A 17,599-nucleotide genomic window follows, 5' to 3' on the forward strand; every position below is an offset into this window, starting at 1 on the left:
CGCGGGATGGTCTGTCGGGCGAGGGGAGGGGCGACGGACGCCGATCCGCCTCAATGACGCCTTCGCGGCGTTGCACAATCGGCTTTCAACCTATATTTTGTGCGGTTCTCCCTGCCGCCAGAGGATTTTCATGGCCCGCGTCACTGTCGAAGACTGCATCGAAAAGGTGCCGAACCGCTTTGGTCTGGTTCTGATGGCCGGCCACCGCGCCCGCAACATCGCCAACGGCGCCCCGCTGACGCTGGATCGCGACAACGACAAGAACCCTGTCGTCGCCCTGCGCGAACTGGCCGACGAGACCGTCGTGCCGGAAGAACTGCGCGAGAACATCATCACCACCCTGCAACGCGTCGATGAGCGCACCGAGGCCGAGGACGAAGCCGAAGTCGTGGCCCTGCTGGCCGAGCCGCAGCACATGAACATGGCCGAAGCCGAACTGATCCGCGCGCTGCAGAGCGACCGGGACGGGGGCCAGGAGGAGCGCTACTGACGACCGATCCGGTCACCAAGGTAGCCCGACGGGCGGCGCGGTCTCAAACAGACTCGCCGATGGACCCCGCCGCGAATCTGCAGGACAAGACATCGGCGTCGTCTCTTCCCGAGGCGGCGCCGAAGTCGTCTGAAGGCCCTGCATTGTCTGATACCAAGCGCGCACCGATCATGCGCCAGTTCGAACTGATCGAGGCGGTCAAGGCCTATGACCCGACCGCCGATGAGGCGCTGCTGAACCGCGCCTATGTCTATGCGATGAAGATGCACGGCTCGCAGCTGCGGGCCTCGGGCGATCCCTATTTCGCCCATCCGATCCAGGTCGCGGGCATTCTGACGGACTATCGGCTGGACACGGCGACCATCGTCACCGCCCTGCTGCACGACGTGGTGGAGGACACCTCGGCCACCCGCGACGACATTGCGGACATGTTCGGCGAGGAGATCGCCGTCCTGGTCGAGGGCGTGACCAAGCTGTCACGGCTGGAGCTTCAGGCCGAGCATACGCGCCAGGCCGAGAACCTGCGCAAATTCATCCTCGCCATTTCGCGCGACGTGCGGGTGCTGCTGGTCAAGCTGGCCGACCGCCTGCACAACATGCGTACCCTTCACTTCGTTAAGCCGGAGAAGCGCGAGCGCATCAGCCGCGAGACGCTGGAAGTCTACGCCCCGCTGGGCCGGTCGATCGGCATCCACTCCATCGCCGCCGAGCTGGAAGAACTCGCGTTCGAGCATCTGAACGCCACGGCCCGCGTCGCCATCCAGCGTCGTCTGGAAGCCCTGAAGCTCGAGAACGGCAGCGCCATCGAGGCCGTCTCGCCCGAGATCGAGCGCGTCCTGGCCGAAGCCGGGGTGCAGGCGCGGGTCAAGGGGCGGGAGAAGACGCCCTATTCCATCTGGCGCAAGCTGCAGCGCAAGACGGTCGGCTTTTCGTCCCTGTCGGACATTTACGGCTTCCGCGTCATCGTGGAGAGCGAGGACGACTGTTACCGCGCCCTGGGCGTCATTCACCGCGCCTGGCCGATGGTGCCGGAGCGGTTCAAGGACTTCATCTCGACGCCCAAGTCGAACAACTACCGCTCGTTGCATACGACGGTGGTCGGGCCGGGCGGTCTGCGCATCGAAATGCAGATCCGCACCGAGGCGATGGACCGGGTGGCCGAGGACGGGGTGGCGGCGCACTGGCGCTACAAGAATCAGTCCTATGGCTTCGACCGCGAGGCGATGGAGGCCGATGGCGGCCGCGACCCCCTGCTGAACCTGCGCCATCTGGTTCAGGTGATCGAGCACGGAGAGGGTGGCGAAGACTGGGTCGAGCACGCCAAGCTCGAAATGTATCTCGATCAGGTCTTCGTCTTCACGCCCAAGGGGACGCTGATTACCCTGCCGCGCGGCGGGATGCCGCTGGACTTCGCCTATGCCGTCCACACCGAGGTCGGCGACACGGCCGTCGGGGTCAAGATCAACGGCGAGCTGAAGCCCATGCGCACCGCGCTTCAGAACGGCGACGTGGTCGAGATCATCCGCGGGACCAAGCGTGAGATTCCGACCGACTGGCGCAGCCTGACGGTCACGGGCCGCGCCCGCTCGGCCATCCGCCGCCATATCCGTACTTCTGAACGCGAAGAGTTCGTGCGTCTGGGCAAGGCGACGCTGGAACAGACGCTGGAGCGGGCGGGCAAGTCGCTGGGCGAGGTCAAGCTGACCGAGGTCCTGAAGACCTTCGCCATGCCGTCCGAAGAGGACATGTTCGACGCCATCGGTCGCGGCCGCCTGACCGCGACGCGCGTGGCCGAGACCCTGTTCCCGGCGCTGAAGGGGCAACTGAAGGCCGGGCCGGAGCGCAAGCGCATCGGCGAGGAATCGCCGCGTCTGTTCGTGCGCGGCGGCGGGCTGACGCCCGGCGTCAGCATCCATTTCGGCCAGTGTTGCTCGCCGGTGCCGGGCGACCGCATCGTCGGTATTCTTGAGCCGGACAAGGGGCTGACGGTCCACACCATCGACTGCCAAAGCCTGGCCGAGTTCGCCGACGACGATTCCGTCTGGCAGGACCTGCAATGGACGCCGCAGGCCGAGCGCAGCGCGGTCGGGTCGGTCAAGCTGCACGCCACCCTGACCAATGCGCGCGGCGTGCTGGGGCAGGTGGCCTCCATCATCGGCGAGGCGGGCGGTAATATCCTGAACCTGTCGATGGCCCACAGGCAGCACGACTTCTATGACGTCGATATCGACGTGGAGGTCGAGGACGCCCGCCACGCCACCATGATCATTGCGGCGCTGAGGGCCAATCCTTACGTCGATACGGTCGATCGCGCGCGCGGCTGAGCCGCGCCGACGCCATCCATTTTCTCAAAGGTCGAAATGTCTCCCGAACAACAAAGACTCGCCAACGAAGCCCAGGTGGCTTCGCCCTCCTATCGTCTGGCCGCCCTGGATCAGGACTTCCTGCTGGGCGAATCGATGCGGGGCGTGCGCTTCCTGATGGAATATGAAAAGGCCGAGCAGGCGCTGAAGGCCTGGGGCGTGCGCTCGACCATCGTCGTCTTCGGCAGCGCCCGCGTGGGCGTCAACGGCGACGGCCGCCACGCCTATTGGTACGAACAGGCCCGTCAGTTCGGCCGCATCGCCTCTGAACGCGGCGGCGCCTTCCGGGGCGAGCCGGGCGAGGTGCGCGACAACGTCATCGCCACGGGCGGCGGGCCGGGCATCATGCAGGCCGCCAACCAGGGCGCGCACGAGGCGGGGGCGCCGTCGATCGGATTCAACGTCACCCTGCCGCACGAACAGTTCCCGAACCCCTGGTCGACGCCGGAGCTGACGTTCCAGTTCCACTACTTCGCCATGCGCAAGATGCACCTGGCCATGCGGGCCAATGCGCTGGTGGTCTTCCCCGGCGGTTTCGGCACCCTGGACGAGCTGTTTGAAATCCTGACCCTGCGCCAGACGGACAAGGCGCCGCCGATCCCCATCGTCCTGTTCGACGAGGCCTACTGGCGCTCGGTCGTCAACTTCGACGCCCTGATCGAACACGGCATGGTCAAGGCCTCGGACATGGATCTGTTCGCCTTCGCCGATGATGCCGAAACGGTGTGGGCCAAGCTGCTGGAAGGCGGGTTGAAGCCGGGCCAGGAGATCAAATAAAGCGCGGGTTGAGGGCGGCCGTCACAGGGTCTAAGGACGGCGTTCATGAACACTGAAGACGTCCTCAACGAATTCCGCGACGCCGGCGCCTTGCGCGAAGGCCATTTCGTCCTCTCGTCCGGCCTGCACAGCCCGGTCTTCCTGCAGAAGAACCTGGTCTTCATGGACGGCGCCCGCTGCGAGCGCCTGTGCAAGGCGCTGGCGGAAAAGATCGTCGCCACGGTCGGCCCGGTCGATGCGGCGATCTCGCCCGCCGTCGGCGGCATCATCCCCGGCTATGAGACAGCCAAGCACCTGAACGTCCGCTCCATGTACGTCGAGCGCGAGGGCGGCGAATTCAAACTGCGTCGCGGCTTCTCGGTCGAGCCGGGCGAGAAGATCGTCATGGTCGAGGACATCGTCACCACGGGGCTTTCTTCGCGCGAATGCATCGCCGCGATCCAGAAGGCGGGCGGCCATGTCGTCGCCGCCGCCTGCATCGTCGACCGCTCGGGCGGCAAGGTCGATGTGGGCGTGCCCCTGATCGCCCTCGCCTCGATGGAGGTCCCGGCCTATCCAGCCGACGCCCTGCCGCCGGAACTGGCCGCCCTGCCGGTCGAGGATCCGGGCAGCCGCCGATTGTCCAAGTAGAGAAGAGAGAACGGGATGAAGCGTCAGCGGGTTCGCCTGGGCGTCAATATCGACCACGTCGCCACGGTCCGTAACGCGCGCGGCGGCGCTCATCCTGATCCCGCCCGCGCGGCCGAGGCGGCGCTGGCGGCCGGAGCCGACGGCATCACCGCCCATCTGCGTGAGGATCGCCGTCACATCACCGACGCCGACATCGACGTGCTGACGGCCCTGTGCCGCCGCGCGGGCAAGCCGCTGAACTTCGAGATGGCGGTTACGGAAGAGATGCTGGCCATCGCCCTGCGCCACACGCCGCACGCCGCCTGTCTGGTGCCTGAACGCCGCGAGGAGGTCACGACCGAGGGCGGTCTGGCTGTGGCCGGTCATGAGGCCCGCATCGCCCCGGTGGTGAAGGCCCTGTCGGACGCCGGAATCCGCGTCAGCCTGTTCATCGAGCCGTCCGAGGACCAGGTCGAGGCCGCGGCCGCCGTCGGCGCCCAGGTGGTGGAGTTCCACACCGGCCGCTATTGCCTGCTGGGCGATCCGGCCGAGCGTGAAGCCGAGTTCGAGCGTATCGCCGCCGCCGCCGCCCAGGCCGATATTCTGGGGCTGGAGGTCCATGCGGGCCACGGTCTGAACTACGCTACGGCGGGGTCGATCCTGGCCATTCCCGAGATCGTTGAACTGAACATCGGCCACTTCCTGATCGGGGAGGCGGTCTTCGTCGGGTTGGACGCCGCCATCCGCCGGATGCGGGCGGCGATGGACGAGGCCACGCTCGGGGCCGGGTCGTGATTATCGGCGTCGGCGCCGATCTGTCGGACATCCGGCGCATTCAGGCGTCGCTGGACCGTTTCGGCGACCGTTTCAAACAGCGTGTCTTCACCGAGCTGGAGCGGACCCGTTCGGACCGGAAGGCCGACCCGGCGTGGAGCTACGCCAAGCGGTTCGCCGCTAAGGAAGCCTGCGCCAAGGCGCTGGGCACGGGGATGCGCTCTGACGTCTACTGGCGCGACATGGGGGTGGTGAACCTGCCGTCCGGGCAGCCGACCCTGGCGCTGACCGGCCACGCGGCCGAACATCTGGCCCGCCTGACGCCGCCGGATCATGAGGCGCGCATCCACCTGACCCTCAGCGACGAACATCCCTATGCGCTGGCCTTCGTGGTGATCGAGGCACTGCCCAGGGCCTGACGCCGCCGCGAAGGTTGCGGTTCCTTCATCATCCAAAGTCTTGCTCGCGGCGATTTCAGAGACTACGCCTCGACCTTCAAACCCCGCGTTCGGCGGGGGATTCGAGCAGACGATGAGCGACGACCCCAAGGCGAACGGCGCAGCGGCCGATCCAGCCCTCGATCCGGCAGACCAACGGCCGATCTGGAGCGACGACGGCGACGCGCCCTTCGACATGGGGGATGACCCCGAGGCGCTCGACAGCGAGACCCCGATCTATGCGCCCCGGCGCTCCAGGAAGGCCAAGCGAGTGAAGAAAGAAAAGTCCGCGAACAACGAAACGGTCGAGATCATCAAGACCGTCGTTTTCGCCCTGCTGATCGCGCTGGTGCTGCGGGTGCTGCTGTTCCAGCCCTTCACCATCCCCTCGGCCTCGATGGAGCCGAACCTGTACGAGGGCGACTACATCGTCGTGTCGAAGTGGTCGTACGGCTATTCCAAGCACTCGATCCCGTTCAGCCCGCCGGTGTTCAACGGCCGCATCCTGGGGCGCGAGCCTGCGCGCGGCGACATCGCCGTGTTCAAGCTGCCGCGCGACAACAAGACCGACTACATCAAGCGCGTGATCGGCCTGCCGGGCGACAAGGTGCAGATGATCGCCAACAGGCTCTACATCAACGGCGCGCCGGTTCAGGATGTGGTGGTCACTCGCGCCGAGATGGCGGACATGTTCGGCCCGCGCGCCGTGACCCAAGTGCGCGAGACCCTGCCGGGCGGCAAGAGCTTCATGACCCAGGACTTCGGCCCCGGCAACGAACTGGACGACACGCCCCTGTATGAGGTTCCGGCCGGCCACTACTTCATGATGGGCGACAACCGCGACAACTCCATCGACAGCCGTGTCGAGATGTCCTCTGGCGTGGGCATGGTTCCGGCCGAGAATCTGGTCGGCAAGGCCGAGATCATCATGTTCTCGTGGACGCCGGGCGCCTCGCTGTTCAACCCGGTCAGCTGGTTCGCCAATGTGCGCTTCAGCCGGTTCTTCAAGATCCTCGACTGATGGCGGGCGGACGCACGAATGTGCGCGCCGAGGCCGTGGCGGCCCTGCGTCGCCGTATGGGGCATGACTTCAAGGACGCCTCCCTGCTGGAGCATGCCCTGACGCACTCCAGCGTAGGCGAGGGCGCCGGGCCGCAGGTTCCAGCAGACAATGAGCGGCTGGAGTTCCTGGGCGACCGGGTGCTGGGTCTGCTGGTCGCGGACCGTCTGGTGCGCGACTTCCCGGCGGCGGACGAGGGGCAGCTTTCGGCCCGCCTGCACGCCCTGGTGGACAAGAGCGCCTGTGCCCGCGTGGGCGACCGGCTGGGCGTCGGCGACGCCCTTCGCCTGTCGCCGGGCGAGACCAAGACCGGCGGCCGCAGAAAGGCCGGAGTCATCGCCGATGCTGTTGAGGCGATCCTGGCGGCTGTCTATCGCGACGGCGGCCTGATCGCGGCTCAGGCCGTGTTCGAGCGCGCCTGGGCCGAAGAACTGGCTGCGCCCCCGGCGCCGGCCATCACCAATCCCAAGTCCGCCCTGCAGGAATGGGCGCAAGGCCAGGGCCGCCCGCTGCCGACCTATGCGGTGGTCCAGCGCACCGGCTCGGACCACGCGCCGACCTTTACGGTCGAGGCGACGGTGACAGGATATGAAGCCGCCCGAGCTCAAGGGCGTTCGCGACAGGAGGCGGAAAAGGCCGCAGCCATCGCTCTTTTGAAACGTGAAGGCGTGATTTGACCGAAACTCCCGAAACCACCGAGATCAGCAACCAGCACGCGGGTTTCGCCGCCATCATCGGCGCGCCCAATGCAGGCAAGTCGACGCTGGTGAACCGGTTGACGGGCTCCAAGGTCTCCATCGTCACCCAGAAGGTGCAGACCACGCGCTTTCCCGTGCGCGGCATCGCCATCAAGGGCGACGCCCAGATCGTGCTGGTGGACACGCCCGGCATCTTTACGCCGCGCGGTCGCTTGGACCGTGCGATGGTCGCCTCAGCCTGGGGCGGCGCGCAGGACGCCGATGTCGTCGTCCACCTGATCGACGCCCAGTCGCATATCGACGCCGAGGGCCGTGAAGGCACGCCTGCCGACCGTCGCTCGGCCGAAGACACCGAAACCATCATCGCCAACCTGCAGGCGACCGACACCAAGGTCATTCTGGCGCTGAACAAGATCGACGGGATGCGCCGGGACACCCTGTTGGCCCTGTCGCAGCGCCTGTTCGAGACGGGCGTCTATTCCGAGGTCTTCATGATCTCGGCGCTGAGCGGCGACGGTGTGGACGATCTGATGACGCGGTTGGCGATGGCCATGCCGGAAGGCCCGTGGCTGTACCCCGAAGACCAGTCGGCGGACGTGCCCCTGCGCGTTCTGGCCGCCGAGATCACGCGCGAGAAAGTCTATCTGCGCGTGCACGAGGAACTGCCCTATTCGGCGGCGGTCGAGACGACCAGCTTCGAGGACCGCGCCGACGGCTCGGCCCGCATTGAGCAGACCATCTATGTCGAGCGTGAAAGCCAGCGTCCGATCGTTCTGGGCAAGGGCGGCCAGACCCTGAAATGGATCGGTCAGAAGGCGCGCGAAGAGCTGATCGAGATCCTGGATCGGCCCGTTCACCTGTTTTTGACCGTCAAGGTCGATCCCAAATGGCAAGACTCAAAGGCATTGTACGCCCAGTTCGGCCTGGAGTTTGACGTCTAGTCTCGTGTTCATCGTTCCCAAGACCGCGGGCGGCAGGCCCTGGTTTCTCGGCTCGCTCGTCGCCGCCGGCCTGATATCGGCCGGGGCGGGCGCGTGGTTCCTCAACGCTGTCGCGCCGGAGACCCAGGCGGCGGTCGTCAACCAACCGGCTACGCCGAAGCGCCCGCCGGTCGAAGTGGTCGAGGCCCTGCCGCAGTTGAAGGAACGGCTGGATCACCTGGCTGCGGCCAAGCAGTTCACCGGCGCTGTCCTGGTGGCCAAAGGCGATCAGGTCTTGTTCCGCCAGGTCTACGGCAAGGCGAACTATGAGCAGGACACGCCGTTCGCACTGGACACCCGCTTCCGCCTGGCCTCGGTGTCCAAACAGTTCACCGCCGTCGCTGTCCTGAAGCTTCAGGATGAGGGCAAGCTGTCGGTTGACGATCCCGTCTGCAAATGGATCGAGCCGTGCCCCGCCGCATGGGAGCCGCTGCGCATCCATCACCTGCTGTCGCACACCTCGGGCATCCCGGACCTGATGGCTCAGGCCGAGTGGGGCCGTATTCGGGTCACCCATCGTACGCCGCAGGAGCTGACCGAGACCTCGGCCCGCTATGGCCTGCAGTTCGAACCGGGAACAAAGGTTCGCTACAACAACGCCGCCTTCAATCTGGCGGCTGAGATCGTGTCGAGGGCCAGCGGCCAGCCGTTCGAGACCTATCTGGAGCAGGCCATCCTCAAGCCCCAGGGCCTGAAGGACACCGGCTCCGACGTGAACGACGACGCCCAGGGCCTGGCCATGGGCTACGGCCTGTTCCCGGCGGGTCTGACGCCGCAGCCGATCGCCAACGTCAGCATCGTGGCGGGGGCAGGGGCGCTTTACTCGACGCTGGATGACATGCTGGCCTGGAACCGTGGCCTGCATCAGGGCCATGTGCTGAGCCAAAAGGCCTATGCCGACCTGATCGCCGACCACGCGCCCGACGACATGCCAGAGCGGCGCGGCCCGCACCGGGCCTATGGCTACGGGCTCTATGTCAGCGCTCTGGGCGAGCGGACTTCGGCGCCGTTCAGCGACCGCCAGATCTATCATACCGGCAGTTGGGCGGGTTTCCGCAACCTGGTGTCCTATCAGCCGGATCAGGAGGTGACGGTGGTGGTGCTGTCGAACAACTACCACCTGCGCGACCTGGTGCTTTTGCTCAATCAGCAGGCCATGGCCGAGGCTCTCGGTCGCCCGGTCCCGGCCGCGCTGGCCCGCTAGGGCGACGAAGGCCGATCAGGCCTTCATCGACCCCGTCTCGATATAGCGCTGGTGCCATGACAGCGCCTCGGTCAGCAGGTGCGGCGACTGCAGGCCGTATGAGCCTTCCAGCGCGCGGTCGTAATAGTCCTTCAGCGCTTCGCGATAGTCGGGGTGGGCGCAGTTGGCGATGATGACCCGCGCGCGTTGCTTGGGCGACAGGCCGCGCAGGTCGGCCAGACCCTGTTCCGTGACGATGACCTGCACGTCCTGGGTGATGTGGTCGACGTGGCTGGCCATGGGGACGATGGCCGAGATCTTGCCGCCCTTGGCCGTCGACGGCGTGACGAAGCAGGAGATGTAGGCGTTGCGCGCAAAGTCGCCCGAGCCGCCGATGCCGTTCTGGATGCGCGAGCCCATGACGTGGGTCGAGTTGACGTTGCCGTAGATGTCGGCCTCGATCAGGCCGTTCATGGCGATGCAACCCAGACGGCGGATGATCTCCGGGTGGTTCGAGATTTCCTGCGGGCGCAGGATGATCTTGCCGCGGAACTGCTCCATCCTGCTGTTCAGATCGGCGGCGGCCTCGGGGCTGAGCGAGAAGGCGGTGGCTGAGGCGACGGTCAGCTTGCCACTGTCCAGCAGGTCCAGCATCCCGTCCTGCAGCACCTCCGTATAGGCGGTCAGGTTCTCGAACGGACTGTCCTGAAGGCCGGCCAGCACGGCGTTGGCGACATTGCCCACGCCCGATTGCAGCGGCAGAAGATGGGCGGGCAGGCGGCCCAGCTTCACCTCGTGCTGCAGGAACTCGATCAGATGCCCGGCGATGGCCGTGGCGCTGGCGTCCGGCGCGGCGAAGGGCAGGTTGCGGTCGGGGCTGTCCGTCTCGACGATGGCGGCGATCTTGGACGGATCGACGCGGAAGACCGTCTCGCCGATCAGGTCGGTCGGCCTGGTCAGCGGGATCGGCACGCGCGCGGGCGGCAGGGCGGTGCCGTAGTAGATGTCATGCATCCCCTCCAGCGCCGCGTTCTGCCAGCTGTTGACCTCCAGGATGATGCGGTCAGCGCGATCCAGCCAGGTCTTGTTGTTGCCGATGGACGACGAGGGGATCAGCGCCCCGTCCTCACGGATGCCCGAGACTTCGACCACCGCCGTCTCCAGCGGGCCGAGGAAACCCTGCCAGGCCGCCGGCGCCACCTGCGACAGATGCATGTCAAGGTATTCCATCTCGCCTTTGTTGATCTTCTCGCGGGCGATGGGGTCGGAGTTGTAGGGCAGGCGGAACTCGATGCCGTCGGCCTTGGCCAGGGCGCCGTCCAGTTCCGGCCCGGTTGAGGCGCCGGTCCAGACCTTCAGCCGGAACGGATTGCCCGCCGCGTGCTCGGCCTCGATCCGCTCGGCCAGGGCCATCGGCACGACCTTGGGATAGCCCGAGCCGGTGAAGCCGCTCATGCCCACGGTCGAGTTCGCCGGGATCAGGGCGGCGGCGTCCTGGGCGGACATGATCTTCGACTTGAGGGCGGCGTTACGGACGCGGGACATCGCAAACCTGACGACTGGAGCCGGGAAGGGCTCGGAAAACGTAGCGGACATAGGCGCCGCATCACCCTGATTCCAATACGGCTTTGGTCGTAACAGTCTGTGATCACAAAGGCGTTAGCAGGCCGGGACGGATCCGGGATGCGACAAGGCGCGCCGTGCTTCCCCCGCTGACGGAACAGGACTAGAACAAAGCCATGATCACCGCCGCCCTGATGATGCTTCAACTGTCCGCCGCGTCCGCAGAGACTGCGCCTGTCGAGCAGACGCTGGACGCCATGCATGCCGCAGCCTCGGTCGCGGACGGCGAGGCCTATTTCGCGACCTTCACGCCGGACGCTCGCTTCATCGGCACCGACGCGGGCGAGCGGTGGAGCCTGCCGGAGTTCCGCGCCTACGCCACGCCCTACTTCTCGCAAGGGCGCGGATGGACCTATCGGCCGACAGCACGGACCGTGACCATCGCCCCCATCGACTGCCGCTGCGTCGCCTGGTTCGATGAGGTGCTGGATAATGACGCCTATGGGACCACGCGCGGTTCGGGCGTGCTGCGCCTGACCGACGACGGCTGGAAGATCGAGCAGTATGTCCTCAGCTTCGCCGTGCCGAACGACCGGGCGCGCGCCGTCGTCGACGCCATCAAGGCCGACTGATGGAGGTTCAGGACGACGCCTTCGTGCTATCGGCGCGGGCGCATGGCGATACGGGGGCGGTGGTCGACCTGCTGACCGAGCGGCACGGCCGCCGCGCCGCCTATGTCGCGGGCGGGGCGTCGCGCCGGATGCGGCCCTTCCTTCAGCCCGGCGCGCGGGTCGTGGCTGATCTGCGGTCGAGGACTTCGGATCAGTTGGGCTCGGCGCGGCTGGAGCCGGTGGGCGAAGGTCCGGCCGCCCTGTTCGACGACCCGCTGGCCCTGACCGGGCTGAGCGCCGCGGCAGCGGTGGCGCAGGGCGCCCTGCCGGAGCGGGAGCCGCACCCCGGCGCCTTCTACGCCTTCGAGGCGCTGATGGGGGCCTTCGCCGTGCCGGAGGTCTGGCCCGCCATCTTCGTGCGGTTCGAGGCCGGGTTGCTGGATGATCTGGGGTTTGGTCTCGACCTGTCGCGGTGCGCCTCCACGGGGTCGATGGACGATCTGGTCTGGGTCAGCCCCCGCACCGGCCGCGCCGTCAGCCGTGAGGCGGGCGCGCCCTATGCCGACAAACTGCTGACGCTGCCGCCCTTCATGCTGGGCGCGCAGGCCGGGCTGGGCGAGGGGGACGTGAAGGCGGGGCTGGAGTTGACGGGACATTTTCTTGAGCAGTTCGTCTTCCACGCCCTGAACCGGCCGCTGCCGCCCGCGCGCGTATGGATGATCGACAAACTGGGCGAGGCCGGGCGGCTATAACTGCCCCATGCCCGCTCATCCCGGTGGCGGGCTAGAGGCGGGACAGCCCCGCAATCGCCTCACGCGTTTCCCTTTCCAACATCGCGACCAGTTCAGCGGCAGGCAGGGTCCGGCCCAGCGGCGCGCCTTGACCGGCCCAGTGCGGGGCATAGCCGTTGTCGCCCTTGGCCCTGGCCGCCGCGTTCAGCGCCTTGCCGAGGTCGTAGGCATAGGGATAGGCGGCGATCTTCGTCTCATCGGCGCGGCGCATGAAGGCGTTCTCGACCCCGCGCGCCGGGCGGCCGGAGATGGCTGCGCTGATCCGCGTGCGCCCAGCCTGAGCCCCCGACAAGGCCGTCCGATAGGCGCCATCCGCCGCCGATTCCGGGCAGGATACGAAGGCCGTGCCCATCTGCGTCCCGGCCGCGCCCAGCGCCAGCGCCGCCGCGATCCCTGCGCCGTCCATGATCCCGCCCGCCGCGATGACCGGAACCGGCAGGTCGCGCGCCAGCAGGCGCGTCAGCGGCAAGGTCGCAAAGCGCGGATCGTCGGCCGGGTCGAAGACGCCGCGATGTCCGCCCGCCTCGACTCCTTGGGCGACCACCATGTCGAACCCGGCGGCGACAGCGGCGCGGCCTTCCTCGGGCGTGGTGGCGCTGGCGATCAGGACGCAGCCCGCCGCCTTCAGCGCCGCGATCTGGTCGGCGCGCGGCAGGCCGAAATGGACGCTGACCACGGCGGGTCTTTCCTCCACCAGCACGGCCAGCTTGGCGTCGTCGGTCAGGAAGCTCTGGTAGATGTCGTTGAGGCGTTCGGGCGGGGCCGCGCCGAACTCACTGAAGATCGGGCGCAGGCTGTCGATCCAGATGGCGTCCCGCGCCGGATCGGCCGCGATCGGCGTATGGCAGAACAGATTGACGTTGAACGGCCGGTCGGTCAGCGCCTTCGCCGCCCGGATGGCCTTCCGGCTCGCCTCGGCGTCTATGGCCCCCAGGGCGATGGAGCCCAGCGCCCCTGCGTTCGACACGGCGGCGGCCAGTTCAGCGGTCGAGGTTCCCGCCATCGGCGCCTGGATCAGGGGGAGGGTCAGGTCGAGGCGATCGGTCAGGGCGGTCTTCATCGGGGCTCCTTCGCGCGTTTCTGCACAGATAGGCGCTGACAATCCCGGCGTCAGGCCCCGGCTGCGCTAGACTTTCCTCGTCCGATCATTGATTCGAAGTCGCATGACCATCCACACCCCGACGCCCGACGGCGGCCGCATCGTCGAAGAACCGATGGGCGAGGCGCTGTCGCGCCGCTATCTGGCCTACGCCCTGTCGACCATCACCAACCGCGCGCTGCCCGACGTGCGCGACGGCTTCAAGCCGGTGCACCGGCGGATCATGTACGCCATGCACCAGATGCGGCTGAACCCGCAGGCGGCCGCGCGCAAATGCGCCAAGGTCGTTGGCGAGGTGATGGGCGGCTATCACCCGCACGGCGACGCCTCCATCTATGAGGCGCTGGTCCGCCTGGCTCAGGACTTCGCCCAGCGCTATCCGCTGGTGGACGGCCAAGGGAATTTCGGCAACATCGACGGCGATAGCGCAGCCGCCATGCGCTACACCGAGTGCAAGCTGACGCCCGCCGCCGTCCTGCTGCTGGACGGCATCGACCAGGACGCGGTCGACTTCCGCCCCACCTATGACGATCAGGACGAAGAGCCGGTGGTCCTGCCGGCGGGCTTCCCCAACCTGCTGGCCAACGGGTCGTCGGGCATCGCCGTGGGCATGGCGACCTCCATCCCGCCGCATAATGTGGGCGAACTGATCGACGCCTGCCAGTTGCTGCTGGAGCGGCCGGACGCCACGACCGTCGATTTGATGCAGATCGTGCCGGGACCGGACTTCCCAACCGGCGGCGTGTCGGTCGAGAGCCAGGCCGCCATTCTGGACGCCTATGAGACCGGTCGCGGCGGCGTGCGTCTGCGCGCCAAATGGGTCGAGGAAAAGCTCGATCGCGGCGCCTATCAGATCGTCATCACCGAGATGCCGTACCAGGTGCAGAAGTCGCGCCTGATCGAGGCCCTGGCCGACCTGATCGAGAACAAGAAGGCGCCCCTGCTGGGCGACGTGCGCGACGAGTCGGCGGAGGACATCCGCCTGATCCTCGAACCGAAGAATCGCACCATCGAGCCTGAAATGCTGATGGAAAGCCTGTTCAAGCTGTCCGATCTCGAGGTGCGCTTCCCCATCAACATGAACGTGCTGGACGCCACCGGCACGCCGCGCGTCATGGGGCTGAAGGACTGTCTGCGGGCCTTCCTGGATCACCGCCGGGTGGTGCTGAACCGCCGCAGCCAGTGGCGCATCGCCCGCGTGGAGAAGCGCCTGCACCTGTTGGAAGGCCTGCGTATCGTCTTCCTGAACCTGGACGAGGTCATCCGCATCGTCCGCGAGGAAGAGCAGCCCAAGGCGGCCCTGATCGCGACCTTCGGACTGAGCGAGCTTCAGGCCGACTTCATCCTCGACACCCGCCTGCGCCAGCTTGCCCGTCTCGAAGAGATGACGATCGAAAAGGAATTCAAGGAGCTGTCGGAAGAACTTGCAGCGTTGCAGGCGCTGACGTCTTCCGAGGCGAAACAGTGGAAGGCGATCGGCAAGGAACTGGAGGCCGTGCGCAAGGCGCTGATCTCGCCGCGCCGCACCTTGATCGGCGAGGCGGTCGACGCCTCGGCCTTCGTCGCGCCGGAGGCCTTCATTCCGCGCGAGGCCATTACTGTCATCCTGTCGGATCGCGGCTGGATCCGCGCCGCCAAGGGCAAGGTCGACGATCCCTCCGAGCTGAAGTTCAAGGAAGGCGACAAGCTGGGCTTCTTGGTTCCCGCCTATACGACAGACAAACTGTTGGTAGGGGCATCGGACGGGCGCATCTTCACCATCGGCGCCGACAAGCTGGCTTCCGGGCGCGGACATGGCGAGCCGCTGCGCCTGATGATCGACCTGGACGAGAAGGCCGACATCATCAACGTCGTGGCGCATGAGCCGGACGCGAAGCTGCTGATTGCCTCAAAGGCGGGCTACGGCTTCGTCGCGCCCGAGAACGACCTTCTGGCCCAGAAGCGCGGCGGCAAGCAGGTGTTGAACGGCGAGATGCTGGTCATGCTGCGCGTGCCCTCGAACCCGCAGGCCGACCACGTCGCCGTCATCGGCGAGAACATCAAAACGCTGGTCTTCCCCCTGGCCGACCTGCCCGAAATGGGCCGTGGCAAGGGCGTGAAGCTGCAGAACTACAAGCAGGGCGGCCTGGCCGATGTGGCGGTGTTTAACGCCGAGGCCGGGCCGGAATGGGTCGATGGCGGCGGCCGCCGCCGCAACTGGCCGGACTGGAAGGATTGGCTGGGCAAACGCGCCGGGGCGGGGCGGCAGGGTCCGAGGGGACTGCGAAAGTTCCGCTGATCCATCTTTTCTCCCTCCCCTTCATGGGGAGGGTGGTCGCGGAGCGACCGGGTGGGGAGGGCTTGGCAATCAGGGCGCGGCGCTTGAATGGCTCTGTCGCCCCCACCCGGCTTCGCCTTTCAGGCTCAGCCTCCCTCCCCATGAAGGGGAGGGAGAAGGCGCGCGCGTTTGCCTTCCTGTTGCGCGGGGAGAGGGAAGGGTGACGTCGAATTCATTGGGCGCGGCGGGGAAGTCCCCCCATATTCCGTCTGAAACTCTGGAGGAGGCTCAATGATCACCCTGATCATCATCGGCGTCATCGTCGCCATTCTGCTGTTCGTCGTGGTCGGCGCCTATAACCGGCTGGTGAAGCTGGATCAGACCGCCAACCAGTCGTTCGCTGACATCGATGTGCAGCTGAAGCAGCGTCAGGACCTGATCCCCAACCTTGTCGAGACGGTGAAGGGCTACGCCACGCACGAGCGCGGCACGCTGGACGCTGTGACACAGGCGCGCGCCGCCGCCGCGGGCGCTCGCACGGTTGATGAAAAGGTGCAGGCCGAGAACATGCTGACGGCGACGCTGGGGCGCCTGTTCGCTGTGTCCGAGGCCTATCCCGACCTGAAGGCCAACACCAACTTCCAGCAGTTGCAGATGGACCTGTCGGACATTGAGAACAAGCTGGCCGCCGCGCGTCGCTTCTTCAACAACGCCGTCAGCGAGTTCAACGCTGTTCGCCGCCAGTTCCCGACCGTCCTGTTCGCCGGGATGTTCGGCTTCGGCGCCGACAAGCCTTTCTTCGACGTGGGCGAGAGCGAGCGCGCCGGCCTGAACGCCGCGCCGCCGACGGTGAAGTTCTAAGCCCCAATGGCGGTTTTCGGTCAGGCCGTCGGCCTCAAGACCCATATCTGGCGGAACAACGCCCGGTCAGCGATCCTGCTGGCCGGGTTCCCGGTGCTGCTGGTCGGCATATTGTTCGGCGTTCAGGTGCTGATGATGGGGTTCGGCCTGCTGCCCAACTCGGGCGGGGATTTGGGGCAGGATTTGGCGCTGGCAGCTTCGATGCTGGGCTGGACCGTCCCCTTCGCCGCCATCGCTGCGGCGATCTGGTTCGTCATCGCCTATTTCGGCAACCAGATGATGATCGACGTCATGACGGGCGCGCGAAAGGTCGAGCGTCGGGTCGAGCCTGAACTCTACAACCTGCTGGAGAATCTGGCGATCTCGCGGGGGATGAAGACGCCCGCCCTGCGCATCATCGAGAGCCCGTCGCTGAACGCCTATGCGTCGGGCCTGCATGAGGGCAACTATAGCGTCACCGTCACGCGCGGCCTGATGCAGACCCTGAGCCGGGATGAGATGGAGTGCGTCCTGGCGCACGAACTGACGCACGTCATCAACAAGGACGTGCGGACCATGGTGATCGCCTCGATCTTTGCCGGCATCATCAGCGTGATCGCCGAACTGGTGTTCCGCAGCCTGTTCTACATGCGCGGCGGACGCGGGCGGGACAACAAGAACGCCATGCCGCTGATCCTGATCGGTCTGGCCATCGGGGTGATCGGCTTTGGGCTGGCCGCCGTCATCCGCATGACGCTGTCACGGACGCGCGAATATGTGGCCGACGCCGGGGCGGTGGAACTGACCAAGAACCCGGACGCCATGATCTCGGCGCTGAGAAAGGTGTCGGGCCAGTCGAAGATCGAGGCGCCGGACGAACTGCGCGGCATGTTCCTGGACAACACGGCCGAGAAGACGGGTTTTTCGGGCCTGTTCGCGACGCACCCGCCGATTGAGAAACGCATCGCGGCGCTGGTGCAGTTCGCTGGCGGCCGTGATGACGGCCCCTGGGGCGGGGTGTCCCAAGCCACGGGCACGGCGGTGCCGACGACGTAATTCCTTCTCTC

At 66.7% G+C, this 17,599-nt stretch carries 17 protein-coding genes; 15 read left to right on the forward strand and 2 right to left on the reverse strand.

Going from position 1 to position 17,599, the window contains the following annotated elements; genetic code table 11:
- Positions 1-130 precede the first annotated feature (130 nt).
- The 10 genes from rpoZ (at position 131) to RSD66_RS07790 (ending at position 9,392) form a co-directional block, all read left to right on the forward strand.
- Positions 131-490 (forward strand): DNA-directed RNA polymerase subunit omega, encoded by a 360-nt coding sequence (gene rpoZ, locus RSD66_RS07745; protein WP_024352982.1) that lies wholly within the window; start codon positions 131-133, stop codon positions 488-490.
- A 170-nt stretch (positions 491-660) separates the two neighbouring features.
- Positions 661-2,814, forward strand: coding sequence for a RelA/SpoT family protein (locus RSD66_RS07750; RefSeq protein WP_169469179.1), 2,154 nt, complete (start codon positions 661-663; stop codon positions 2,812-2,814).
- 36 nt (positions 2,815-2,850) lie between these two features.
- Positions 2,851-3,630 (forward strand): TIGR00730 family Rossman fold protein, encoded by a 780-nt coding sequence (locus RSD66_RS07755; RefSeq protein WP_415289541.1) that lies wholly within the window; start codon positions 2,851-2,853, stop codon positions 3,628-3,630.
- A 45-nt stretch (positions 3,631-3,675) separates the two neighbouring features.
- Positions 3,676-4,260 carry an orotate phosphoribosyltransferase gene (pyrE, locus tag RSD66_RS07760; protein WP_024352979.1) on the forward strand — a complete coding sequence of 195 codons (585 nt, stop codon included), beginning with the start codon at positions 3,676-3,678 and terminating at the stop codon, positions 4,258-4,260.
- 15 nt (positions 4,261-4,275) lie between these two features.
- Positions 4,276-5,034, forward strand: a complete 759-nt coding sequence (locus RSD66_RS07765) for a pyridoxine 5'-phosphate synthase (RefSeq protein WP_415289542.1) — start codon at positions 4,276-4,278, stop codon at positions 5,032-5,034.
- Positions 5,031-5,432, forward strand: a complete 402-nt coding sequence (gene acpS / locus RSD66_RS07770) for a holo-ACP synthase (RefSeq protein WP_415289543.1) — start codon at positions 5,031-5,033, stop codon at positions 5,430-5,432. Before RSD66_RS07765 ends, acpS begins: the two co-directional genes overlap by 4 nt.
- A gap of 112 nt (positions 5,433-5,544) precedes the next feature.
- Complete coding sequence (gene lepB / locus RSD66_RS07775) at positions 5,545-6,471, forward strand: signal peptidase I (protein WP_415289544.1); 927 nt, start codon at positions 5,545-5,547, stop codon at positions 6,469-6,471.
- Positions 6,471-7,187, forward strand: coding sequence for a ribonuclease III (rnc, locus tag RSD66_RS07780; RefSeq protein WP_415289545.1), 717 nt, complete (start codon positions 6,471-6,473; stop codon positions 7,185-7,187). Before lepB ends, rnc begins: the two co-directional genes overlap by 1 nt.
- Positions 7,184-8,149 carry a GTPase Era gene (gene era, locus RSD66_RS07785; protein WP_415289546.1) on the forward strand — a complete coding sequence of 322 codons (966 nt, stop codon included), beginning with the start codon at positions 7,184-7,186 and terminating at the stop codon, positions 8,147-8,149. The genes rnc and era overlap by 4 nt, the downstream gene beginning before the upstream one ends.
- A 4-nt stretch (positions 8,150-8,153) precedes the next feature.
- A complete protein-coding gene (locus RSD66_RS07790) occupies positions 8,154-9,392 on the forward strand; it encodes a serine hydrolase domain-containing protein (protein WP_415289547.1) in 1,239 nt (412 codons plus the stop codon).
- 15 nt (positions 9,393-9,407) lie between these two features.
- Here RSD66_RS07790 and RSD66_RS07795 read toward each other — a convergent pair whose 3' ends face one another.
- Positions 9,408-10,916 (reverse strand): acetyl-CoA hydrolase/transferase family protein, encoded by a 1,509-nt coding sequence (locus RSD66_RS07795; RefSeq protein WP_415289548.1) that lies wholly within the window; start codon positions 10,914-10,916, stop codon positions 9,408-9,410.
- A 194-nt stretch (positions 10,917-11,110) separates the two neighbouring features.
- Between RSD66_RS07795 and RSD66_RS07800 the strand changes: the two genes are divergently transcribed.
- Both RSD66_RS07800 and recO read left to right on the forward strand, forming a co-directional pair.
- Positions 11,111-11,566, forward strand: coding sequence for a nuclear transport factor 2 family protein (locus tag RSD66_RS07800; RefSeq protein WP_024352971.1), 456 nt, complete (start codon positions 11,111-11,113; stop codon positions 11,564-11,566).
- On the forward strand, positions 11,566-12,297 hold the full coding sequence (gene recO / locus RSD66_RS07805) for a DNA repair protein RecO (RefSeq protein ID WP_415289549.1): 732 nt from the start codon (positions 11,566-11,568) through the stop codon (positions 12,295-12,297). The genes RSD66_RS07800 and recO overlap by 1 nt, the downstream gene beginning before the upstream one ends.
- Positions 12,298-12,328: 31 nt before the next feature.
- Here recO and RSD66_RS07810 read toward each other — a convergent pair whose 3' ends face one another.
- The gene (locus tag RSD66_RS07810; protein WP_415289550.1) at positions 12,329-13,396 is read right to left on the reverse strand and encodes an NAD(P)H-dependent flavin oxidoreductase; all 1,068 of its coding nucleotides are present in this window, start codon (positions 13,394-13,396) and stop codon (positions 12,329-12,331) included.
- A gap of 103 nt (positions 13,397-13,499) precedes the next feature.
- Between RSD66_RS07810 and parC the strand changes: the two genes are divergently transcribed.
- From parC to RSD66_RS07825, 3 genes are all read left to right on the forward strand, one after another.
- Positions 13,500-15,713, forward strand: coding sequence for a DNA topoisomerase IV subunit A (gene parC / locus RSD66_RS07815; protein ID WP_415289551.1), 2,214 nt, complete (start codon positions 13,500-13,502; stop codon positions 15,711-15,713).
- Positions 15,714-15,983: 270 nt separating this feature from the next.
- Positions 15,984-16,553 (forward strand): LemA family protein, encoded by a 570-nt coding sequence (locus RSD66_RS07820; protein ID WP_024352967.1) that lies wholly within the window; start codon positions 15,984-15,986, stop codon positions 16,551-16,553.
- A 6-nt stretch (positions 16,554-16,559) separates the two neighbouring features.
- The gene (locus RSD66_RS07825; protein ID WP_415289552.1) at positions 16,560-17,588 is read left to right on the forward strand and encodes a M48 family metallopeptidase; all 1,029 of its coding nucleotides are present in this window, start codon (positions 16,560-16,562) and stop codon (positions 17,586-17,588) included.
- The last annotated feature ends 11 nt before the right edge of the window (positions 17,589-17,599 follow it).

Source organism: Brevundimonas sp. S1H14 (assembly GCF_047716865.1).
Classification (GTDB): domain Bacteria; phylum Pseudomonadota; class Alphaproteobacteria; order Caulobacterales; family Caulobacteraceae; genus Brevundimonas; species Brevundimonas naejangsanensis.

Excerpts from the sequence above, each read along its gene's own strand:
- RSD66_RS07795 (WP_415289548.1), bottom strand. The coding sequence starts at position 10,916 with ATGTCCCGCGTCCGTAACGCCGCCCTCAAGTCGAAGATCATGTCCGCC.
- RSD66_RS07820 (WP_024352967.1), top strand. The coding sequence starts at position 15,984 with ATGATCACCCTGATCATCATCGGCGTCATCGTCGCCATTCTGCTGTTC.
- RSD66_RS07825 (WP_415289552.1), top strand. The coding sequence starts at position 16,560 with ATGGCGGTTTTCGGTCAGGCCGTCGGCCTCAAGACCCATATCTGGCGG.
- recO (WP_415289549.1), top strand. The coding sequence starts at position 11,566 with ATGGAGGTTCAGGACGACGCCTTCGTGCTATCGGCGCGGGCGCATGGC.
- rpoZ (WP_024352982.1), top strand. The coding sequence starts at position 131 with ATGGCCCGCGTCACTGTCGAAGACTGCATCGAAAAGGTGCCGAACCGC.
- rnc (WP_415289545.1), top strand. The coding sequence starts at position 6,471 with ATGGCGGGCGGACGCACGAATGTGCGCGCCGAGGCCGTGGCGGCCCTG.
- RSD66_RS07765 (WP_415289542.1), top strand. The coding sequence starts at position 4,276 with ATGAAGCGTCAGCGGGTTCGCCTGGGCGTCAATATCGACCACGTCGCC.
- RSD66_RS07800 (WP_024352971.1), top strand. The coding sequence starts at position 11,111 with ATGATCACCGCCGCCCTGATGATGCTTCAACTGTCCGCCGCGTCCGCA.
- pyrE (WP_024352979.1), top strand. The coding sequence starts at position 3,676 with ATGAACACTGAAGACGTCCTCAACGAATTCCGCGACGCCGGCGCCTTG.
- parC (WP_415289551.1), top strand. The coding sequence starts at position 13,500 with ATGACCATCCACACCCCGACGCCCGACGGCGGCCGCATCGTCGAAGAA.
- RSD66_RS07810 (WP_415289550.1), bottom strand. The coding sequence starts at position 13,396 with ATGAAGACCGCCCTGACCGATCGCCTCGACCTGACCCTCCCCCTGATC.
- RSD66_RS07750 (WP_169469179.1), top strand. The coding sequence starts at position 661 with ATGCGCCAGTTCGAACTGATCGAGGCGGTCAAGGCCTATGACCCGACC.
- lepB (WP_415289544.1), top strand. The coding sequence starts at position 5,545 with ATGAGCGACGACCCCAAGGCGAACGGCGCAGCGGCCGATCCAGCCCTC.
- RSD66_RS07755 (WP_415289541.1), top strand. The coding sequence starts at position 2,851 with ATGTCTCCCGAACAACAAAGACTCGCCAACGAAGCCCAGGTGGCTTCG.